The 20,020-nt window shown below is 66.0% G+C and carries 21 protein-coding genes and 1 riboswitch; of the genes, 17 read left to right on the forward strand and 4 right to left on the reverse strand.

Translation table 11 applies throughout. The features are described from left to right. Positions 1-40: 40 nt before the first annotated feature. Entirely contained in the window at positions 41-1,078 is a 1,038-nt protein-coding gene (locus QP884_RS04115) for an HAD family hydrolase (RefSeq protein ID WP_284766078.1), read from the reverse strand. Positions 1,079-1,166: 88 nt separating this feature from the next. On the opposite strand from QP884_RS04115, the gene QP884_RS04120 reads away from it, so the two are divergent. From QP884_RS04120 to QP884_RS04160, 9 genes are all read left to right on the forward strand, one after another. Continuing rightward, positions 1,167-1,409 carry a glutaredoxin family protein gene (locus tag QP884_RS04120; RefSeq protein WP_150851354.1) on the forward strand — a complete coding sequence of 81 codons (243 nt, stop codon included), beginning with the start codon at positions 1,167-1,169 and terminating at the stop codon, positions 1,407-1,409. 73 nt (positions 1,410-1,482) lie between these two features. Next, complete coding sequence (locus QP884_RS04125) at positions 1,483-2,817, forward strand: glutamyl-tRNA reductase (protein ID WP_284820873.1); 1,335 nt, start codon at positions 1,483-1,485, stop codon at positions 2,815-2,817. Further along, positions 2,818-3,705, forward strand: a complete 888-nt coding sequence (hemC, locus tag QP884_RS04130; RefSeq protein WP_284820874.1) for a hydroxymethylbilane synthase — start codon at positions 2,818-2,820, stop codon at positions 3,703-3,705. A 208-nt stretch (positions 3,706-3,913) separates the two neighbouring features. Then, positions 3,914-5,590 (forward strand): uroporphyrinogen-III synthase, encoded by a 1,677-nt coding sequence (locus QP884_RS04135; RefSeq protein WP_284820876.1) that lies wholly within the window; start codon positions 3,914-3,916, stop codon positions 5,588-5,590. A gap of 28 nt (positions 5,591-5,618) precedes the next feature. After that, positions 5,619-6,602 (forward strand): porphobilinogen synthase, encoded by a 984-nt coding sequence (hemB, locus tag QP884_RS04140; protein ID WP_284820878.1) that lies wholly within the window; start codon positions 5,619-5,621, stop codon positions 6,600-6,602. A gap of 9 nt (positions 6,603-6,611) precedes the next feature. Continuing rightward, positions 6,612-7,349, forward strand: a complete 738-nt coding sequence (locus tag QP884_RS04145; RefSeq protein WP_284820880.1) for a hypothetical protein — start codon at positions 6,612-6,614, stop codon at positions 7,347-7,349. Then, positions 7,346-7,837: a tellurium resistance protein TerC gene (locus QP884_RS04150; RefSeq protein ID WP_250413605.1), complete on the forward strand. Its 492-nt coding sequence runs from the start codon at positions 7,346-7,348 to the stop codon at positions 7,835-7,837. The genes QP884_RS04145 and QP884_RS04150 overlap by 4 nt, the downstream gene beginning before the upstream one ends. 37 nt (positions 7,838-7,874) lie before the next feature. Further along, a complete protein-coding gene (gene hemE / locus QP884_RS04155) occupies positions 7,875-8,909 on the forward strand; it encodes a uroporphyrinogen decarboxylase (RefSeq protein WP_284820884.1) in 1,035 nt (344 codons plus the stop codon). Next, complete coding sequence (locus QP884_RS04160; RefSeq protein ID WP_284820885.1) at positions 8,910-10,289, forward strand: protoporphyrinogen oxidase; 1,380 nt, start codon at positions 8,910-8,912, stop codon at positions 10,287-10,289. A 71-nt stretch (positions 10,290-10,360) separates the two neighbouring features. On the opposite strand, the gene QP884_RS04165 is transcribed toward QP884_RS04160, so the two are convergent. Then, positions 10,361-11,398 carry an HNH endonuclease signature motif containing protein gene (locus QP884_RS04165; RefSeq protein WP_284820886.1) on the reverse strand — a complete coding sequence of 346 codons (1,038 nt, stop codon included), beginning with the start codon at positions 11,396-11,398 and terminating at the stop codon, positions 10,361-10,363. Between the two features lie 116 nt (positions 11,399-11,514). Next, positions 11,515-12,363, reverse strand: coding sequence for an NAD(P)-dependent oxidoreductase (locus QP884_RS04170; protein WP_005327238.1), 849 nt, complete (start codon positions 12,361-12,363; stop codon positions 11,515-11,517). A gap of 31 nt (positions 12,364-12,394) precedes the next feature. Beyond that, a riboswitch (guanidine-III (ykkC-III) riboswitch) is annotated at positions 12,395-12,460 on the forward strand. Between the two features lie 8 nt (positions 12,461-12,468). Here QP884_RS04170 and QP884_RS04175 point away from each other — a divergent pair. The 8 genes from QP884_RS04175 to QP884_RS04210 all read left to right on the forward strand — a co-directional run bounded on the left by QP884_RS04175 (position 12,469) and on the right by QP884_RS04210 (position 19,747). Then, positions 12,469-12,783, forward strand: coding sequence for a DMT family transporter (locus tag QP884_RS04175; RefSeq protein WP_005327239.1), 315 nt, complete (start codon positions 12,469-12,471; stop codon positions 12,781-12,783). 607 nt (positions 12,784-13,390) lie between these two features. Next, positions 13,391-14,701: a glutamate-1-semialdehyde 2,1-aminomutase gene (hemL, locus tag QP884_RS04180; protein WP_284820887.1), complete on the forward strand. Its 1,311-nt coding sequence runs from the start codon at positions 13,391-13,393 to the stop codon at positions 14,699-14,701. An 8-nt stretch (positions 14,702-14,709) separates the two neighbouring features. Continuing rightward, entirely contained in the window at positions 14,710-15,318 is a 609-nt protein-coding gene (locus QP884_RS04185) for a histidine phosphatase family protein (protein ID WP_284820888.1), read from the forward strand. After that, entirely contained in the window at positions 15,318-15,929 is a 612-nt protein-coding gene (locus QP884_RS04190) for a TlpA disulfide reductase family protein (protein WP_284820890.1), read from the forward strand. The genes QP884_RS04185 and QP884_RS04190 overlap by 1 nt, the downstream gene beginning before the upstream one ends. Beyond that, positions 15,930-16,733, forward strand: coding sequence for a cytochrome c biogenesis CcdA family protein (locus QP884_RS04195; RefSeq protein ID WP_284820891.1), 804 nt, complete (start codon positions 15,930-15,932; stop codon positions 16,731-16,733). A gap of 7 nt (positions 16,734-16,740) precedes the next feature. Beyond that, positions 16,741-18,372, forward strand: a complete 1,632-nt coding sequence (locus QP884_RS04200) for a cytochrome c biogenesis protein ResB (protein WP_284820892.1) — start codon at positions 16,741-16,743, stop codon at positions 18,370-18,372. A 94-nt stretch (positions 18,373-18,466) separates the two neighbouring features. Continuing rightward, positions 18,467-19,486 carry a c-type cytochrome biogenesis protein CcsB gene (gene ccsB, locus QP884_RS04205; protein ID WP_284820893.1) on the forward strand — a complete coding sequence of 340 codons (1,020 nt, stop codon included), beginning with the start codon at positions 18,467-18,469 and terminating at the stop codon, positions 19,484-19,486. Beyond that, on the forward strand, positions 19,487-19,747 hold the full coding sequence (locus QP884_RS04210) for a helix-turn-helix domain-containing protein (protein WP_200436254.1): 261 nt from the start codon (positions 19,487-19,489) through the stop codon (positions 19,745-19,747). On the opposite strand, the gene QP884_RS04215 is transcribed toward QP884_RS04210, so the two are convergent. Continuing rightward, positions 19,744-19,989, reverse strand: a complete 246-nt coding sequence (locus tag QP884_RS04215) for a hypothetical protein (RefSeq protein WP_005327924.1) — start codon at positions 19,987-19,989, stop codon at positions 19,744-19,746. The genes QP884_RS04210 and QP884_RS04215 overlap by 4 nt on opposite strands. Positions 19,990-20,020 lie beyond the last annotated feature (31 nt).

A 20,020-nucleotide genomic window follows, 5' to 3' on the forward strand; every position in this document is an offset into this window, starting at 1 on the left:
CATGCTTGCCGACGTCCCCCAGCGCCCGCTACCGCCCTGGCTACCGCCGGTAGTAGCGCCAGCCGCCATAGGAAAAGGCGGCGGTGGCCAGCGCAGGGAGGCCATAGGTGCGGATGGCGCGGCGCACGGAGCGATAGTCGCGCACGAGCCAGCCGCGGTCGCCAGCAATATCGCGCAGCTTGCGGTCTGGGTTAATGGCCACGGCGGTGCCGACCATGGACAGCATCGGCACATCGTTGGCGGAATCCGAATACGCGGTGCAGCGCGAGAGGTCGAGGCCTTCGATGGTCGCGAGCGCGGCCACGGCGTGCTTCTTGCCGGGGCCGTGCAGGATATCGCCGACCAGCCGGCCGGTGAATTTGCCGTCCTTGACCTCCGCGACGGTGCCGAGCGCGCCCGTAAACCCGAAGCGCCGGGCGAGCACCTGTGCCAGCTGGACCGGCGTGGCGGTGACCAGCCATACCTGCTGGCCGGCGGCTAGGTGCATCTCCGCGAGCTGCGTGGTGCCGGGGTAGGCGCGGCGGGCCAGCGAGGCGTCCACGATTTCCTCGCATAGTTCCACCAGCTCGTCGACGCTGCGGCCTTTGACAAACTCCAGCGCCTGCGCGCGGCCGACGGCCACGTCCTTGGCATTTTCGCTGCCGGAGACGCGGAACTTGAGTTGCTTCCACGCAATCGGCAGGATCTCAGAAAGCCGGAAGTAGCGCTTGCGCGCCAAGCCAAAGGCGAACTCCACGAGGGAAGAGCCTTGGATGAGGGTGTTGTCGACGTCGAAAAACGCTGCCGCGCCCACATCCACCGGCACGTCTGGGTCCTGGGCGGTGATGCGCTGCGCGCCAGCCGCGTCATAGGAGCCGGTGACCGAGTCCACGCCGGAAGCAAAATCTTCCAACTCCAGCCCAAATTCCTCCAGCGCCGCGGCGGCCGCGGCCTCACCGGCGGTGCGCTGCGATTCCTCGTCCAACGGGGCGAGCGCTTGGGTCTCCAAGAAATTACGCAGATTGCCGCGCGAGGCGGTCCAATTGGCCAAGAAGTCGCGGGGGGATTCGGGGAACCCTGGGGGAGTGGTAGCGGACACGAGTGAGACAAACAGCTTTCGCAAACGCGGGGTGGACTAACGTGTCCATAGTAATGGTTTCGACCGCCGCCGTCCTTGTGAGGAGAATATGTCTCAGCATCTCGTCGAGCTCATGGTGCGCACCACCTGCGGTTCTTGCGCGCGCGTGAGGGAGCAGATCACCCCCGTCGTCAAGCAGGCAGGCGCGGAGCTTGCCGTGCGTAACGTGGATGAGGACGCGGAGCTGGCCATGGAGTTCGGCGACCGCGTGCCCGTTGTGGTCATCGACGGCGAAGAGTTTGCCTGCTGGGAAGTAGATAACGAGGAGTTAGCGGCCGAGTTGGCCGGTTGATTCGGGATCCGCGACACCGACGGGTAGTCTTTTGGAGGATTAAAATCAATCAAAGGGTTGAGGAGTGTTGTGCATGAGCGTGCTCGTCGTGGGCATGTCCCACCAGTCGGCGCCGGTGGCGCTGCTGGAGAAGCTGAGCATGGATAGTGCGGTCCAGGATTCCGCCTGCGGGCAACTCGTGGCGGCCGAGCCACTTTCAGAGGCCATGATTATCTCCACCTGCAACCGCATGGAGGTCTACACCGTCACCAACTCCTTCCACGCTGGCGTGCAGGAAGTCGTGCGCGTGCTCACCCAGGTTTCGGGCGTGGGAGAGCAGGAGCTGCGCAACTACCTCTACGTGCGCTATGCCGACGCCGCGGCCGAGCACCTGATGTCCGTGACCTCCGGCCTGGATTCCATGGTGGTGGGCGAGCAGCAGATCATCGGCCAGGTGCGCAGCGCCTACCAGTCCGCCTCCGAGCAGGGCACGGTCGGCCCGCGCATCCACGCGCTGGCGCAGGCCGCGCTGCGGGCCGGCAAGCGCGTGCACTCCGAGACCGATATCGACGAGGCCGGCGCCTCCATGGTGTCCTTCGCCTTCGACCAGGCTCTGCAGCGCCTCGACGCCGCGGACCTGACCGGCAAGACCGCGCTGGTGCTCGGCGCGGGCGCCATGGCGTCCCTCGCCGCCACCCACGCCGGCCGTCTGGGCGTCAAGGAGTTGGTGCTGGCCAATCGCACCCGCGAGCGCGCCGAGCGCCTGGCCAGCCACGCCGAGGAGGCGGGCGTTGCCACCCGCGTCGTGGACTTTTCTGAGCGCGCCGCCGCGCTTTCCGACGTCGACCTAGCCATCTCCGCCACCGGCGCCGATAACTTCACCATCGAAGCCGCCGACCTCCCCGCCGGCCGCGATCTCATGCTCATTGATCTCTCCCTGCCGCGCGATATCGACGATGCCGCCGCCGCGGCCGAGGGCGTGGACTTGGTCAATATCGAGCGTCTGAGCAAGTCGCTTTCGGCCGCCGATACCGATGTCGCGGCCGGTACCAGCCCGCACGCGCAGGCCCGCCACATCGTCGACGAGGAACTGGCGGCCTATACCTCGGCCCAGCGCGTGCGCGACGTCGCCCCAGCCGTAAGCGCCCTGCACCGCCGCGCGGCCGATCTCGTCGAGTGCGAGGCCGCGCGCCTGCAGCACAAGCACCCCGAGCTCGCGGGCAAGCAGCTCGAGGACGTGCAGCGCGCGCTCAAGCGCGTGGCCGATAAACTGCTGCATGAACCGACGGTTAGGGCGAAGAAGCTGGCGGCGTCGGAAAGCAGTGTCAGCAGCGAAAGCGCCCTGCAGGAGCTCTTTGGCCTGCAGCTGGAAGGCTCCGGGGTGTCCGTGGCCGTCAATGAACTGCCCACCATGACTAAGGAGGCCTAAATGTTTCAGATTGGTACCCGCGGCTCCAAGCTCGCCACCACCCAGGCCGGCCATGTGCGCGATTGGCTTATCGACGCCGGCTTTGACTCCCAACTCCACATCGTCACCACCGCCGGCGACGTCAATATGGCGCCGGTCGAGCGCATCGGCATCGGCGTATTTACCCAGGCGCTGCGCGAGGCGCTCTATGCCGGCGAGTGCGATATTGCTGTGCACTCGTTTAAGGACCTGCCTACCGCGCCCGATGAACGCTTCCGCCTCGTGGTGCCGCAGCGCCAGGATTCCCGCGAGGCGCTCGTCGCCCGCGATGGCCTGAGCCTGGCGCAGCTGCCGCAGGGCGCGCGCGTGGGCACCTCCGCCCCGCGCCGCATCTCCCAGCTCGCCGCCCTCCGCCCGGACTTGGAGATTCGCCCGCTGCGCGGCAACATCGATACCCGCATGTCCAAGGTCACCGACGGCGAGCTCGACGCCGTTCTGCTGGCCTACGCCGGTCTGCTGCGCGGCGGCTACGCGGACCGCGCCACCGAAATCTTCGAACCCTCCGTCTTCATGCCGGCGCCGGCCCAGGGCGCACTCGCCATCGAGGCCGTGGCCGGCACTGAGGCCGCCGCGGCCCTAGACGCTATTGTCGACGACCGCGCCTCGGCCGCCGCTGCCGGTGAGCGCGCCGTGCTGGCCCGCCTCGAGGCCGGCTGTACTGCGCCAGTGGCCGCCACCTCGCGCTGGGACGGCGACCAGCTCACCGTGCGCGGCGGCGTCTTTGCACTCGACGGATCCCGCCAGCTCACCGCCACCGCCTCCGGCTCCGCGGCCGAAGCCGCCGATCTTGGCGCGCGCATCTCGGACGAGCTTTTCGCCGGTGGCGCGGCCGAGCTGCTGGGCAAGTAATTTCGCCTTTAGGCGCTAATAATTTAAGGTGTAGATACCACAGATCATTGTCCCGCAATGATCCGGCCCCCTTTAAGGGCATCCCAGGACGCAAGGCCTGGGATTTTGGCCGTTAAGACCGTGTCACCCACCGCCGGCGCGGGGAACCACACCGCATGCGATCATGTCCGTGCGCGGTGCCGCGCGCCCGATTTTAGAAAAGAACTTTATGAGCAATGCCGCGCCAGACACCCAATTGGGCAAGATCGTCTTTGTGGGCGCTGGTCCAGGTAATCCCGACCTGCTGACCGTCCGCGCCCGCGAGGTTCTGGCAAATAGTGCCATCGCCGTGACCGATCCGCAGGTCATGCAGGGCGTGCGCGATGCCGTCGCCGCCGCGCTGCCCGTTCCGCAAGAGCTTCTCGACGCCGCCGAGGCCGAATACGCCCAAATGTGCGCCGATGCCAAAGCCAAGGGCGCGCGCCGCAAACCACCGCGCCCCGCGCCGCCAACGGCCGCGGTGTTGTACGAGCCGGCCGAAGATATCGTCGGCCAGCTGCGCGAGTGCTTGGTCGAGGCCGATGGTGAGGATGTCATCCGCCTGGTCACCGGCAACCCGCTGCACCGCGAGTCCATCAAGGCCGAGATCAACGCCGTGGCGTCTGCCGGCCTGGAATTCCAGGTAGTGCCGGGCATGTCCCTGCCGTCTACCGTGCCGTCCTTTGCCGGCATTGCGCTCGGTTCGACCTATACTGAGGCCGACGTTACCGACGGCGCCGATTGGGACGCGCTGGCTAACGCCACCCAGCCCATCGTCCTGCAGGCCACCAAGGAAGACCTGCCAGTCATCTCCGATGAGCTGCAGCAGCGCGGCATGCCGGCCGAGACCGAGGCATTTGTCACCGTCCACGGCACCACCCGCCTGCAGCGCACCTATGAGACCACGCTGGGCACCATGGGCAAGCTCGACGCGGACCTCACCGGCCCGCTCGTGGTCACCCTCGGCCGCAGCATCGACGACCGCACCAAGTACTCCTGGTGGGAAAACCGCCCGCTCTATGGCTGGCGCGTGCTCGTCCCGCGCACCAAGGAGCAGGCCGGCCCGATGTCCGCGCGCCTGGCCGGCTACGGCGCCATCCCGCAAAACGTGCCCACCATCTCCATCGAGCCGCCGCGCAACCCGGCGCAGATGGACCGCGCCATCAAGGGCATCGTCGAGGGCCGCTACAAGTGGATCGTCTTCACCTCCGTCAACGCCGTGACCGCGGTGTGGGACAAGATCGCCCAGCTCGGCCTCGACGCCCGCGATTTCGCCGGCGTCCACCTCGCGGCCGTGGGCACCAAAACCGCGGCCGCCATCCGCGCCAAAGGCATGGTTCCGGAGCTTCTGCCACACAAGAAGAAGCAGAACGCCGAGGGCCTGCTTGATGTCTTCCCCAACTTCGTAGAAGACATCGACGCCGTCGGCCGCGTCCTGCTCCCGCGCGCCGATATCGCGGCCGATACCCTAGTTGACGGGCTCAAGGCCTTGGACTGGGAGGTCGATGACGTCGTGGCCTACCGCACCGTCCGCGCCGCCCCGCCCTCGGCCGAAATCCGCGACATGATCAAGACCGGCGGCTTCGACGCCGTCGCCTTTACCTCCGGGTCCACCGTGCGCAATCTGGTGGGCATTGCGGGCAAACCGCACCAGCGGACGATCATCGCGTGTATCGGGCCGTCGGCAAGAGCGGCCGCGGAAGAGATGGGCCTGCGCGTCGATGTCGTGCCCGAGGTTGCGGACGTGCCCTCGCTTGTCGACGCCCTCGCAGACCACGTCGCCGCCCTCCGCGCCGCCGGAAACCTGCCCGCGCCGCGCAAGAAACGCCGTTCGCGCAAGAAGGCTACTAAGGTCGACAAGGCATAAGTTTTAGTCTCGCTCTAAGGAGTACCCAATGAGCACCTTCCCAGCCCGCCGCCCACGCCGCCTGCGCACCACCCCGCAGATGCGCAACCTCGTGGCCGAAACCGAGGTCCGCCCCTCGGACCTGATTCTGCCCATGTTCATCGTGGACGGACTCGACGCCCCGCGCGAGATTCCCTCCATGCCGGGCGTCTACCAGCACACCTTCGATTCCCTGCGCCGCGCGGCCGAGGAGGCGTTGGAGGCCGGCGTGCCGTGCATCGACCTTTTCGGTGTGCCGCTCGATGAGGACAAGGATGACACCGGCTCCGTCGCCTGGGACCCACAGGGCATTTTGAACCGCGGTATTTCCTGCCTGCACGAGGAATTCGGCGATGACCTCATCGTTATGGCCGATACCTGCCTCGACGAGTTCACCTCCCACGGCCACTGCGGCGTGCTGGATGACAAGGGCCGCGTGCTTAACGACGAATCCGTCAAGCTCTACCAAGACATGGCCCGCTCCCAAGCCCGCGCCGGCGCCCAGATCGTCTCCCCGTCGGGCATGATGGACGGCCAGGTCGGCGCCATCCGCGCCGATCTCGACGAGGCCGGCCACGAGGACGTGGCCATCATGGCCTATTCCGCCAAGTACGCCTCCGCCTTCTTCGGCCCGTTCCGCGATGCCGTCGGTTCCTCCCTGGAAGGCGACCGCCGCACCTACCAGCAGGATCCGCGCAACTTCCGCGAGTCTCTGCTCGAGGCCGAGCTCGACATCGACGAGGGCGCGGACTTCGTTATGGTCAAGCCCGGCCTGCCCTACCTGGACGTGCTTTCGGCCGTGGCGGAGACTTCTCCCGTGCCGGTTGCGGTCTACCAGGTCTCCGGCGAGTACGCGATGGTCAAGGCTGCGGCCGCCAACGGGTGGATCGACGGCGAAGCCATCATGCTCGAGTCCCTGACCGCATTCAAGCGCGCCGGCGCCGATCAGATTCTGACCTACTTCGCTACCGAAGCCGCCCGCCTGCTCAAGTAAAGGACCCTTGTGACTGCTACGCCCCCGTCGCCCGCCCCTGCCCCGCGCCCGCCACGCACGCAACGCCCGCCGCGGCAGCAGCAGCGGCCGGAGTCCGTGACGTACATGCTGTGGCTGTGGCTGGGCGCGCTGTGCGGCGAGGCCGTGCACCAGGTGCTCAACGTGGTGCTCACGCTGCTCAACCACGACGTACTCATGTCGCAGGCCAAGGACATGGCCAAATCCGCACCGGCCGGCGTGGATGAAGCCCAGCTTTCCGACGCCTTCCTCCGCGCCGCCGCCTACGGCTCCGTCGCCCTTTCGGCGGCCATTTCGCTTGCGATTATCGTGCTGCTGGCCTTCCTGTTGCGGTCCCTTGCAAACCGCAGCAAGCGGGTCGGCACCTCGCGCCGCGTGTGGTTCGCCTTCTCGCTGTACTTCGGATTCCGCATTCTGCTGACCTTCATGGTCACCCCGGCCGGCGCGGACGTGCCCGATTGGCTCTTTGCCGCCGATGGCATGGTGCAGATCCTTGTCGGCGTCGCGGCGGTCCTCGGCCTGATTTTCTCCGTGCGGGCCGAGACCTTGGACTACACCGGCGAACTCGAGCAGATGCGCGAGCTGGAAAAGGAACTCGAGCAAGCGCAGCGCGAGAAGAAGCGCGCCGAGGAAGAGCGCAAGCGCTCCAAGGACGACCAGCGCGGCAACCGCGACGGCGGCAAGCGTGCTGACCGTGCCAGCCGCAATGACCGGGAGGACAAGCGATGAATAACACCGAGCGGCCCGGGCCCCGCGACTATAACCGCGCGGCCCGAAACACCTCCGCCAAAGAGAGCCTCGACGCGTGGCCGCGGCCACTGCGCTGGGCATATTGGGTGCTCGTCGTCAGCGCCGTGATCATGCTGGTCAGCGGCATGGTGGGCATCTTCGGCTCGGGCGGGCCACAGGTGGAGCCGCAGAATGCGCAGGTCGCGGAGTACCTCCACTCCAATCGCCTGTTTGTCGCGGTGACCAACTCCGTCGGTGCCATCCTGCTTGCGCTCTTCGCGGCGCAGCTGGCCGGCGGGTCCAAGTGGGCGCGCCGCATCATTACCGCGGTCATCGCGTTCGCGCTTTTTACCAATATCGCCGCCCTCGCGCTCGGCATCGGCGGGCTCGGGTTGCTGATTATCCCCATCACCTTGATCGTCGCCCTCGCGCTGCTTTTCCAGCCGCAGTCCAACCGCTTCATCAAGGACCGCAGCTTGCGTGGCTAATTAGCCCTCACTCCAACTTTTGATTCATAATTGGGGCATGTCTCGACTCAATCGTGCCCCGCTTATCGACGCCGCCCTCGGCCGCACCCCCTCCCGCCCTCCAGTCTGGTTCATGCGCCAGGCCGGCCGCTCACTGCCGGAGTACCGCGTCGCCCGCGAGGGGATTAGCATGCTCGATTCTTGCTTCATGCCGGAACTGCTGGCAGAAATCACCCTGCAGCCGGTGCGCCGCCACGACGTTGATGCCGCCATCTTGTTCTCCGATATCGTCGTCCCGCTCAAGGCCGCGGGCGTCAAGGTCGATATTGTGCCGGGCCGTGGGCCGGTGATGGAGCAGGCGGTGCGGAGTAGGGAGGACGTCGGCAAGCTGCCGCTGCTGGAGACCGACGTCCCCGAGGTCACCGAAGGCATCGCCCGCATCCTGGCCGAGCTCACCGAAACCCAAGCGCTCATCGGCTTCGTTGGCGCGCCGTTCACGCTGGCCAGCTACCTCGTTGAGGGCGGGCCATCCAAGAACCACGAGCGCACCAAGGCCCTCATGCACGCCGATCCGGAGACTTGGCACATGCTCATGCGCCGTCTGGTGCCGACCATCACCCGCTTCCTGCAGGTGCAGGTCGACGCCGGCATTGACGCCATGCAGCTTTTCGATTCCTGGGCCGGCTACCTCAACGAGCGTGACTACCGCGAATTCGTGCTGCCGTACTCCCGGGAGATCCTGGCCGGCGTGACTATCCCGCGCATCCATTTCGGCGTCGGCACCGGCGAGCTCTTGCCGGCTATGTCGGAGGCGGGGTCGGAAGTTATGGGCGTCGATTATCGCGTGCCCATGGACGCCGCGGCCGAGCGCGTGAGCGCCCGCGTGCTGCAGGGCAACCTCGACCCGGCCATGCTTTTTGCCGGCGACGACGCCGTGCGCCAGGCCGTGCGCACCATCCGCGGCGAGGTCGATCGGGCCCGCGAGCGCGGCGATATCGACGGCCATATCTGGAACCTCGGCCACGGGGTCTTGCCAACTACCGACGCGGAGGCCATCACCCGCGCCGTATCCATCATTCATGAGGAGGGCTAAATGCGTATTGCGATTATTGGTGCCGGCCTGGCGGGCTTGACGGCCGCTTACGAGCTGCGCGACCACGACGTTGAGGTTTTCGAGGCCGCCGGCCGTATCGGCGGCAAGCTGTACTCCGTGCCGTTTAATGACGGCCCCACCGACATGGGCGCCGAGGCCTTCCTGGCCCGCCGCCACGACGCCGTGGAATTCATCGAATCCCTCGGCCTGGGCGACAGCCTGGTTGAGCCCTCCGGCCTGCACTCGCTGGTGTACTCCGGCGAGCTTAAGCCGCTGCCGCGCGGCGGGATGATGGGCATTCCTTCGCACTCGGAGCCGGTCGCACACCTGGTCTCGGCCGAGACCGCCCGCCGCATTGATAACGAGGAGCCCTTCGAATGGACGGCCGGCAGCGACGTCTCCGTCGGCCGCCTAGTGCGCCAGCAGTTTGGCGACGACCTCGTCGACCACGTTATCTCCGCCCTCCTCGGCGGCGTGTACTCCTGCTCGGCCGATGACCTGGGTGTGCGCGCGACCATCCCGGCGCTGGCCGAGACGCTCGACGCGCTATCCGAGCGCGGCCCAGTCACCCTCTCGGCCGCGGTCCGCTCGTTGGAAGAAGCCCGCGCGGCCAAGCCGAGCAGCGGCGGACCCGTCTTTCAGACCTTCCGCGGCGGCTACGCAGAGCTCTACGAGGCGCTGGCCGATAAATCCCGCGCCAAGATCTACCTCGATACCTTCATCTCCGGCATCACTCGCGAGGGCGAAAAATTCCGCTTGGCCGGCGCACCCGGCGACACCGCCCCCTTCGACCGTGTGCTGGTCGCCACCCCGGCCCCGACCGCAGCGCGCCTGCTGCCTAAGGTGTCCCCGCGGGCGGCGGAGCGGCTGAAGAGCGTGAAGCTGGCGGCGTCGGCAGTCGTGGGCCTGAAGTTCGAGTCTGACACGGATCCGGCCGGCAACGCATTGCCGCAGAACTCCGGCATCCTCGTTGCTACGGACCAAGACGACGTGCACGCCAAGGCCTTCACGCTGTCCTCGCGCAAGTGGCCGCACCTGGCCGAGCGCGGCGGTGCCTTGGTGCGCGCCTCCTTCGGCCGCTTTGGCGACGACGCCATCGTCCGCGCCGAGGAAGACGACCTGGTCGACTACGCCCTCGATGACCTCCAGCGCCTCACCGGATTCGACGGCCGTGCCGCTGGCGTTGCCGAGATTTTCACCCAGCGCTGGTTCGGCGGCCTGCCGCGCTTTGATGCCGGCCACCTGGAAACCGTGGCCGGTGCGCGCGGTGCGCTGGCAGCGACGCCAGGCATCGATGCCACCGGCGCTTGGGCCGGCGGAGTTGGCGTACCCAATGTCATCGCGGACGCCCGCGCTGCTGCGGCCCGCATCGCTCGCTAGCTGCGGGGTTCGCTAGTTGCGGGCATGCCAATGCGGCAGCAGGGCATCCTGCTGCCTGGCGGTTTAGGGGGCTAGTGGGCCGATGGCGGTGCTGGCGCGGTGTCAGCCCAGGGTGGCTGCCACACCACGCGGCCTCGGCGCCGAACGAGGCGCCCGCGCACCGGTGGGGCATTCGGGTCATCGTCATTGACGCCGTTGTGGTACGGGCAACAGGTGGCGAGGTTTGCCATATTGGTATCGCCGCCGTGCTGCCACGCCTGCAAGTGGTGCACCTGGCATTTATCCGCCGGATAGTTGCATTCCGCCCACGGGCATACCGGATTTTCCGCGGCGGCCATGAGCCGCTGCTTCTCGTTGGCCATGCGCTCCGTGCGGTAGAGGTTGACCGCGCCCTCGAAGGGGTGAACGAGGGTGATAAGGCCGCGGTCTGCCAGCGTGCGCGAGACAAGTTCCGCGCCGGTGAGGCGGGCGCCATTGGTGAGCTGGATGGTGATTTCCTCGCCGTCGCCATCGATGATGCGGTCGAGCTCGTCGAGCGTGATGATCGCGTTCGTCGTAATGGTCGGGCGGGCAGCCGGGGAGGCGCCGGAAGGGGAGAAGAGCTCCGCAACGGAATCGAGGGGAGCATCCTCATCCAGGCTGGATTCCAAATCCGCGATGAGCGAAGAGGGCCCGGTAATCGCGAGGGTCCACGGCGCGTCCTTGCGGCGGCGGATGCGCACGCCGGGGCGCGGCGGGGCCGGGGGATTGAGCTCGCGCAGCTTTTTGCGCGCCAGCTTTTCCATCTCATCGGTATCGGCGGCGGTGCGGCACAGTTCCACGCGCAGGCGCCAGGCATCGCGCTTGGTCTTAGCGCGGGATGCGTAGCGCTCGATTACCTCCAGCGTGGGCAGCGGGTGGGCGCGGTCGCGGGCGGCGGTAACCGCCTGGCGCTGCAGGCGGGCAAAGGAGGTGGGGGCAAAGAGGGCGTCGGCAAGCGTGAGCAAGGTGCGGGCCGTCTTATTGGGCGCACCGGCAGCGCGCAGCTGGTCTTCAGACATGCCGGCGCACCCGGCAACGATGTCGATGCCGGGCGCCAGGGCCGCGAGATAGGTCTGAAGAGCTGTCATGCCCCGCAGCCTAAGCCACGGCGCGCAACCTGTGCGAGGGCGAGCGCGCGAACCTGTGGATAACTAGGGCCCACAGGGCGAATTTCGGCCCGCACGCCCGGCGAGCCTGTGGATAACTAGCCCTTATTGCGGAAGACGAAGATGGAGGAGAAGTCCTGATCGCCGTGACCCATGGCCTGCATTTCCTCGAAGCGGCCGATGGCGGCGGTCAGGGCGGGCAGCGGCTTGGTGGAGGTCATCTCCATGAGCTTGGCGTCCTTGGCCAGGGCGTCGACGGTGAAATCGCCCGGGTCGGTATTGCGCTCGCCGGTGATAAACGGCGCCTTCATATTGGCGATGAAGGACAGGCCGGTGATATCGAGCATCTGCAGCACCACCTCGGAGTCTAGGCCCTCGGACTCGCCGAGTTGCAGGGCTTCGAGCAGGCCCTCGGCGGTGACGGCGAGCGCGAGGTTGGCCAGCAGCTTTCCGATGGCCGCCGTGGCCGCTGCCTCCACTCCGATGAGCTTGTCTTCGCCCGCCCAGGATTCGGCGAGGGACATGGCTTGCTCACGGCGGGCGTCGTCTGGCGTGCCCACATAGACGCCGAGCTTGCCCTCTCGGGCCGGGCCGAGCGTGCCGACGACCGGGGCGTGGACGTAGGTTTCCACGGCGGCGGCGAACTCGCGGGCATCGTTGGGTGAGACGGTGGTGGTGTCGATCCAGGTCACGCCGGCGGGGATGAGCTGCGGCTCGACGACGACCTCGCGGACATCGTCAGGCCCGAAGAGAGAGGTAATAATGACCTCGGCGTTCGCTACGGCCTCGGTGGGCGAGGCGGCAAGCTCGGCGCCTTCCTCCACCAGCGGCTGGGCGCGCTCGGCGGTGCGGTTCCAGACGGTCAACTCGATGCCGTCTTGCTCGTTGAGCAGGCGGCGGGCTAGTTCGGTTCCCATGCGGCCAGTTCCAAGAAATGCAATCTTCATGGTTTCCTAGTGTGCCATCATTGGGTGCAGGTTCGCCGCGGCTTGCGCGAGCCCCGGACGAGGGAGCCGTACCCGGTAACGCGACAAGACGGCCAGGAAGTAGTTATGGCGTGGTTCATCTTGATTTTCTCCGGCGCATTCGAGGCCGTGTGGGCGGCGGCGCTGGATAAGTCCGCAGGTTTTACGCGCCTGTGGCCCTCGCTTATTTTCCTCGTGGCCTGCGCGATTTCTATGGGTGGGCTGGCCTGGGCGATGCGCAGCATCCCGGTCGGCACGGCCTATGCGGTGTGGGCGGGCGTTGGCGCGTCGGTGGCGGTTATTTATTCCTTCGCCGCTGGACACGAGGCCGCCACGGTGTGGAAGGTTCTATTTCTCGCCATGATCATCGGCGGCATCGTGGGGCTGAAAGCGGTGAGTTAGAGACCCGGAATCCGCGGCGCGGGCGGCAGCGGCGGCGCAGGTGGCGGGGCCGGCGCGGGCATAGCGGGCACGGCCGGCATATCAGGCACCGCGTCCTCGATGCGCCCGCGGACTTCGTGCGGCGGGATATTCAGGTTCGGCAGGCCGCTTTTGTCCCGCGCAGGTGGGCGTGGGTCCGGCGCCGCAGGTTGCGGGTGGGGCGCCGGTGCAGGCCCGGGTGCGGGACGCTGCCTGGGCGCGGGAGCCGGGCCAGGGTGCGAACCAGGCGCAGACTCAGGCGCCGGCGCCGCATCCGACGGCGAAGGCTGATCGGTAGGCGGCGAGGGAACCGGGGCGTCCTCCCGAGGCAGGTCGCGCGGGGCGAGCGGGCGGGGAGGGGGCTGCCAGGAGGGGGCGTCGGCAAGCGGGGTGGCACCCACCGAGGTAGGCAGCGGCCGCTCGGGCTCGGGCTGAGCGCAGCCGGCGAGGCAGAAAGCGGCCAGGATGGCGACAATGAGAGTGCGCTGCATTGAAAATCCCCCCGAATTGAAAAGTGCAACGCCCCGAAGTTTAGCGGCTGACTGTGAATCGCGCACTCCAACTTTTGTATAGCGCGCGAATCGCTAGAATGTCAGACATGCCTAATACTTCCCAGTCGCAACAGTGGTTTGAGCGTTCCTCCAAGGTGATTCCGGGCGGGGTGAACTCGCCGGTGCGCGCGTTTGGCTCCGTGGGTGGCCAGGCTCGCGTGATTGAGCGCGGTGCGGGCTCGCGCCTGTGGGATGCCGACGGCAATGAGTACGTTGACCTGGTCAGCTCCTATGGCCCGATGATTCACGGCAATGCGCACCCAGAGATTGTGGAGGCCGTGCAAAAGGCGGCTGCGGGTGGCTTGAGCTTTGGCTCGCCCACAGAAGGCGAAGCTTTGCTGGCGGAGGCCATTGTGTCGCGCACCGCGGCCGATAAGGTGCGCATGGTTAACTCCGGCACCGAGGCCACCATGTCTGCGGTGCGCCTGGCCCGCGGCTATACCGGCCGCGCCAAGGTGCTGAAGTTCGAGGGTTGCTACCACGGCCACGTGGATGCGCTGTTGGCCTCGGCCGGCTCCGGCGTGGCGACCTTCGCGCTGCCGGATTCCCCTGGCGTTACGGGCGCGACGGCGGCCGATACCATCGTCGTTCCTTATAACGATATCGAGGCCGTGCGCGAGGCATTTGCGCAGCACCCGGGCGAGATTGCCTGCATCATCGCGGAAGCCTCGGCCGGCAACATGGGCACCGTGGCTCCAGAGGAAGGCTTCAACGCCGCGCTTGCCGACGTCGCCCATGAAGACGGCGCCCTCCTCATCCTCGACGAGGTCATGACCGGCTTCCGCACCTCCTATAAGGGCTGGTACGGCGTCGACGGCGTGGCGGCGGACCTGGTGACCTTCGGCAAGGTCGTCTCCGGTGGCCTGCCGGCCGCTGCCTTCGGCGGCCGCGCCGAGGTTATGGACTACCTCGCCCCGGACGGTCCGGTCTACCAGGCCGGCACGCTGTCCGGTAACCCGGTGGCGATGGCCTCCGGCCTGAAGTCTTTGGAGTTGGCCGATGAATCGCTCTATGAGCGCCTGCAGGCCAACGCGGACCGCCTGACCGGCATGATTTCCTCCGCGCTGTCGGCCGAGGGCGTAGCGCACCACATCCAGCGGGCGTCGTCGATGTTCTCCATCCGCTTTGCCGAGGGCGAGGGCCGCAACTTTGCCGATATGCAGGCGGCCGAGACCTTCCGCTTCACCCCGTTCTTCCACGCCCTGCTGGATAACGGCATCTACGTCGCACCAAGCCCATTCGAGACCTGGTTTGTCTCGGATGCACTTACCGACGCCGACTTCGAACTCATCGAAGCCGCCCTCAAGCCCGCCGCCAAGGCTGCGGCCGCCGCGCGTCCCGCACACTAAGGAGAGACATGACACGCACTATCGTTCACCTCGTGCGCCACGGCGAGGTCCACAACCCGGAGAAGATCCTCTACGGTCGCATCCCGGGCTATCACCTGTCCTCGCGCGGGCATTCCATGGCGGCGCGTACCGCAGAGTCCTTCCGCGATCATGACGTGACCTACCTGGCGGCCTCGCCGCTGCAGCGCACCCAGGAGACCGCGCGGCCGATTGCGCAGGTAACGGGGCTAGACGTGGACGTCGATAAGACGCTCATCGAGTCCGGCAACCGTTTCGAGGGCCTGCGTACCAAGGGCCTGCGTTCCGCGCTGTGGAACCCGCGCCGCTGGCCGCTGCTGGTCAACCCGCTGGAGCCCTCGTGGGGCGAGCCCTATGAGCAGATTGCCGAGCGCATGCTGGGCTCCATCGAGCGCGCCCGCACCGCCGCAGCCGGCCACGAGGCGATCTTGGTCAGCCACCAGCTGCCCATTGTGATGGTGCAGCGTACCGTGCTGGGCCAGCGCCTGCCGCACGCGCCGTGGAATCGCGAATGCGACCTGGCCTCGGTCACCTCTTTGCTTTTTGAGGATAACCAGGTCACCGATATCTTCTATTCCGAACCGGCGCAGGAGATTTAATGGCACTACAACGCAGACGCGCAGTCGGCGCGGTGCTCGCTGCGGTGGCGGTAGCGCTGCCGCTTGCCGGTTGCTCGCAGGACTCCGATAAAGCGCAAAACGCGGTTGCTACCGGCGGCAACTTCGAGTTCATCACGCCCGGCGGCGAAAAGGTCATCAATTACGAGGAATCCGAGCGCAAGCCATTGCGCACCTTCTCCGGCGAGGATGTGCGCGATAGGGATAAGACCATTTCTCTGGAGGACTATGAGGGCGAAATCGTCGTGCTCAACTCCTGGGGCCAGTGGTGCGCTCCGTGCCGCGCCGAGGCCGATGACCTCCAAGAGGTCCACTCCGAGCTACAGAAGCGGAAGATTGGCACTGTCTTGGGCATTAATGTGCGCGACTATAACCCGCAGGTGTCCAATGACTTTCTCAAGGATAATGGCCTGACCTACCCCTCCATCTACGATCCACCGTTTAAGACCGCGGCGGCCTTGGGCGGCGTGCCCACCTCCGTGGTCCCGACCACCATCGTGTTGGATAAACAGCACCGCCCGGCTACGGTCTTTTTGCGGTCCATCACGGCTCAAGATGTGATGGACGTAGTGGACAAATTAGAAAAGGAATAAATGGACAACGCAGCGAGCATCGGCAACTCTTTTGCCGAGGCCGCGACCTCCGGCCCACTCATTCTGGGCCTGTTCGCGGCCGCCGTGGCGGGGCTGGTGAGCTTCGCCAGCCCGTGCGTCATCCCACTGGTGCCCGGCTATATTTCCTACCTGGCCGGCGTGGTAGGCGGTGAGGTTACCTTCGATGGGGAGCTGGGGGTGGGCGTCGGCAAGCGCAGGCAATGGGCCGTGGTACTGGCCGCCGCCTTGTTCATCCTAGGATTTACCGTGGTTTTCTTGCTGGCGACGGTCTCCGTATTCGGCGCGATTTCCGCGCTCCGGCTCAATGAGGAGACGCTCATGCGCATCGGCGGCGGCGTGACCATCCTGATGGGCGTGGTTTTTCTCGGCGCTATCCCGGCGCTGCAAAAAGACACCCGCATGGCACCGAAGCGCTGGACCACCTGGCTGGGCGCGCCGCTGCTGGGCGGGATATTCGCGCTGGGCTGGACGCCGTGCTTGGGCCCAACGCTGGCCGCCATCATTTCCGTATCGGCCGGCACCGAAGGCATGACAGCCGCGCGCGGCGTGCTGCTTATCATTTTTTATTGCTTGGGCTTGGGCCTGCCATTCCTGCTGGTGGCGCTGGGCTCCGCGCGGGCGATGCGCTCGATTTCGTGGGCCCGCAAGCACTCGCATACCATCCAGATAATCGGCGGCGTGGCCATGATCCTCGTCGGCTTGGCCCTGGTAACCGGCCTGTGGGGCGAGTTTATTAACTTCATCCGCCAGTGGACCGTGGACTACGGCGCCACCCTGATTTAGGAGAGACGTGAAATATTTCCGCAAAGCCTGGCATTGGCTGACCAGCATGCGCACGGCACTGGCGCTGCTTTTCTTGCTGGCGCTGGCCGCGATTCCCGGTTCCTTGCTGCCGCAGCGCGATCTCAACGAGCAGAACGTGCAGGACTTCATTGAGTCCAATGGCAACGTGGCGAAGATCTACGATAAGCTGCAGCTTTTCGACGTCTTTTCTTCCGTCTGGTTCCAGGCCATCTTCATCCTCTTGGCCATTTCCCTAGTGGGCTGCATCCTGCCACGCTCCTGGGATCACTACAAGGCGTGGAAGACCCCGCCAACACGCGCGCCTAAGTACCTCCACAAGCTGCCGCTGGCGGCCGAAGGGCACTCGGACAAGAGCGAGGAAGAGCTCTCCGCGGAAATTGCAAAGCGCTTGAAGAAGTGGCGTGTGGCCGAGTACTCCCCAGAAGAAGACCGCGCCGGTGTGCATACCTTCTCCGCGGAGCGCGGCTACGGCCGCGAGCTGGCCAACCTGATCTTCCACGTGGCGCTCGTGGCCATCTTGGTCACCGTCGCCGCCGGCCGCTTGGTCAACTACGAGGGCCAGGTCATCGTAGTCACCGAGTCCGGCTCGCAGGGCGGCGGCCAGACCCTGGATCAGTCCACGGAGTTCTGCAATACCTCCACGTCCAACTTTGACTCCTTCCGCGCCGGCCCGCTTTTCGACGGCACCGGTCTCCACCCCTTCTGCTTCGTCGCCCATGACTTCGCCGCCGAATACCTGCCCAACGGCCAGGCGGAGATGTTTACCTCCAACGTTTCCTACGCGGAGGGCGAGGACATCTACAAGGACGATTCCGAGTGGAAGGATTATGAGCTTAAGGTCAACCACCCGCTGCGCTTGGCGCACAACCGCGTCTACTTGCAGGGCCACGGCTACGCGCCGACGGTCACGGTGGAATGGCCCAATGGTGAAAAGCGCACCCAGACCGTTCAGTTCCAGCCGAATGACACGACCTTCTTCTTGTCCTCCGGCGCGATGCGCTTCGACCCACCGGCCGGCATGCACCCGGATCTCTATGACCGCCGCCAGAACCAGATCGCCATCCAGGGCCTCTTCGCACCCACGGCCGAATGGGCCGGCGAGAACGGCAAGCTGCTCCAGTCCGCATACCCGGGCCTGCAGGATCCGGCGATGGCCATCGATATCTACCGCGGCGATGCCGGCCTGGACACCGGCACCCCGCAATCCTTCTTCTCACTGGACCCGAACCTGGTGCAGTCCGGCCAGCTGCAAAAGATCGACCGCGTGAACCTCAACCAGGGCGAGGACGTCACCCTGGACGATGGCACGAAGATCACCTTCGACGGCGCCAGCGAGTTCGCCAACTACCAGGTCTCTTATGATCCTTTCCAGAAGTGGGTGCTGGTCTCCGCGCTGGTGATGCTCATTTCCTTGGTGGGATCGCTGATAATTAAGCGCCGCCGCGTCTACATCCGCCTGCGGCCGAACGCGGCTGGCGGCACCGACGTGGAGATGGGCGGCCTCGCCCGCACCGACCGCGCCGGCTGGTCCGAGGAGTTCCACGAGCTGCACCGAGCGCTGCTCGAACTACCCGACCCAGACGAGGTCGAAGAAGACGAACTTTATACCGATGACTAGCGCCCCGGCCCGATCCAACAAAAGTTGGATTGGGCCGTTTCGCTGAGTAAGGTAATCAGCACTTACCCCGCACGTGTGAAGGCTAGGAGCATTCATGCAGATCGATCAGAATCTGTCTAATTTCTCGGATATCGCGGTGCAGACCGCCTTTGTGGTGTACTGCTTCGCGCTCTTTTTGTCGCTGTTTTACTACGGCCGCATGCAGGGCATCATCGAGGGCCGCCGCGCCGTGAAGTCCGAGGCCGCGAAGGTCTTGGTGGGGGCGGGCGCTGGGGGCGTCGACAAGCAGAGCTATGCCGGCGAGGTTGCCCAGTCTTCTTCCGGAATCACGGCCGATGAGCTGCAGGAAAAGGAGCGCAAGGCCGATAAGCTCGGCGGCATGACCAGCGCGCTGATGTGGGTGGGCATTGCGTTGCACGCCGCGGCGATCGTGCTGCGCGGCCTGGCCACCGGCCGCTTCCCCTTTGGCAACCTGTACGAGTACGTGCTGATGGTGAGCTTTGGTGTGCTGCTGGTGGGCAATATGGCTATGCAGCGCAAGGAATGGCGCACCGTGTGGCCGTGGCTGCTCACCCCGACCCTCGCGCTGATGTTTTATGGTTCCACCAAGCTCTATGCCGAGTCCGCCCCAGTGGTGCCGGCGCTGCAGTCGCACTGGCTGCCCATCCACGTCACCGTGGTTTCTTTGGGCGCGTCCATCGGTATTATCTCCGGCATTGTCTCGCTGCTGACGCTGTTCCGTATGGCGCAACCGAAGCATGCCGAGCATGGCTTCTTCGGTGCGGTGGCCCGCCCGCTGCCTTCGGCCGCGAAGATTGACCAGCTGGCCTATCGCCTGGCTGTTATCACCCTGCCGACCTTGGGTCTGGGCATCATCTTGGGTGCCATCTGGGCCGAGTCCGCCTGGGGCCGCTTCTGGGGCTGGGATCCGAAGGAGACCGTGTCCTTTGCCACCTGGATCCTGTATGCCGCATACCTGCATGCGCGTGCGACGCCGGCCTTCCGCAAGGCGGCGCCGTGGATCAACGTCATGGCGATGGCGCTGATGGTCTTCAACCTGTTCTTTATCAATATGGTCGTCTCCGGCCTGCACTCCTATGCGGGGCTGAACTAGATGGCGGAGCATACGAGTCCGCGCCATAAGCAGGGCAAGCCGGCCGGCGATAATGCCGTGATTTTGGGCCTTGGCGCCCAATTTGCCGAGCGGCGCCGCGAGTTGGGCATTTTGCAGCAGCAGCTTGCCGACGCCGCCGGGGTCTCCCGCTCCACCCTCCACACCATCGAGCACGGTGGTGCGGGCGTGCGGTGGGAAAAGATTACCGCCGTGGCCGAGGCCTTAGGCCTTGAGATGCGTTTCGTGCCGAAGGAAGCCTAGTCCTTCTCGCCGTCGGCGTCGCGTTTGCGGCGCTGGCGGCGCTTTTCTTCTTCTGCCTCCTGGGCGCGGCGCTGCTTGAAGCGCTCCTTCTCTAGATTCCAGAGGAATTCCTCGTCATCATCGGGGCCCTTGATAGCGCGGGGTTGTTCCACCTCGCGCTTCTTCCATGTCGAGGGCCCGAAGGCCTTCCAGACGAGGTAGGCGGCGAGAACAAAGAGTAGGAGGAGGATGATTCGGCCCATGCGTGCGATTCTACCTGCACCGCGTACAATC

The sequence above is a fragment of the Corynebacterium tuberculostearicum genome (assembly GCF_030229345.1).
In the GTDB taxonomy this organism is placed as follows: Bacteria; Actinomycetota; Actinomycetes; order Mycobacteriales; family Mycobacteriaceae; genus Corynebacterium; species Corynebacterium tuberculostearicum_G.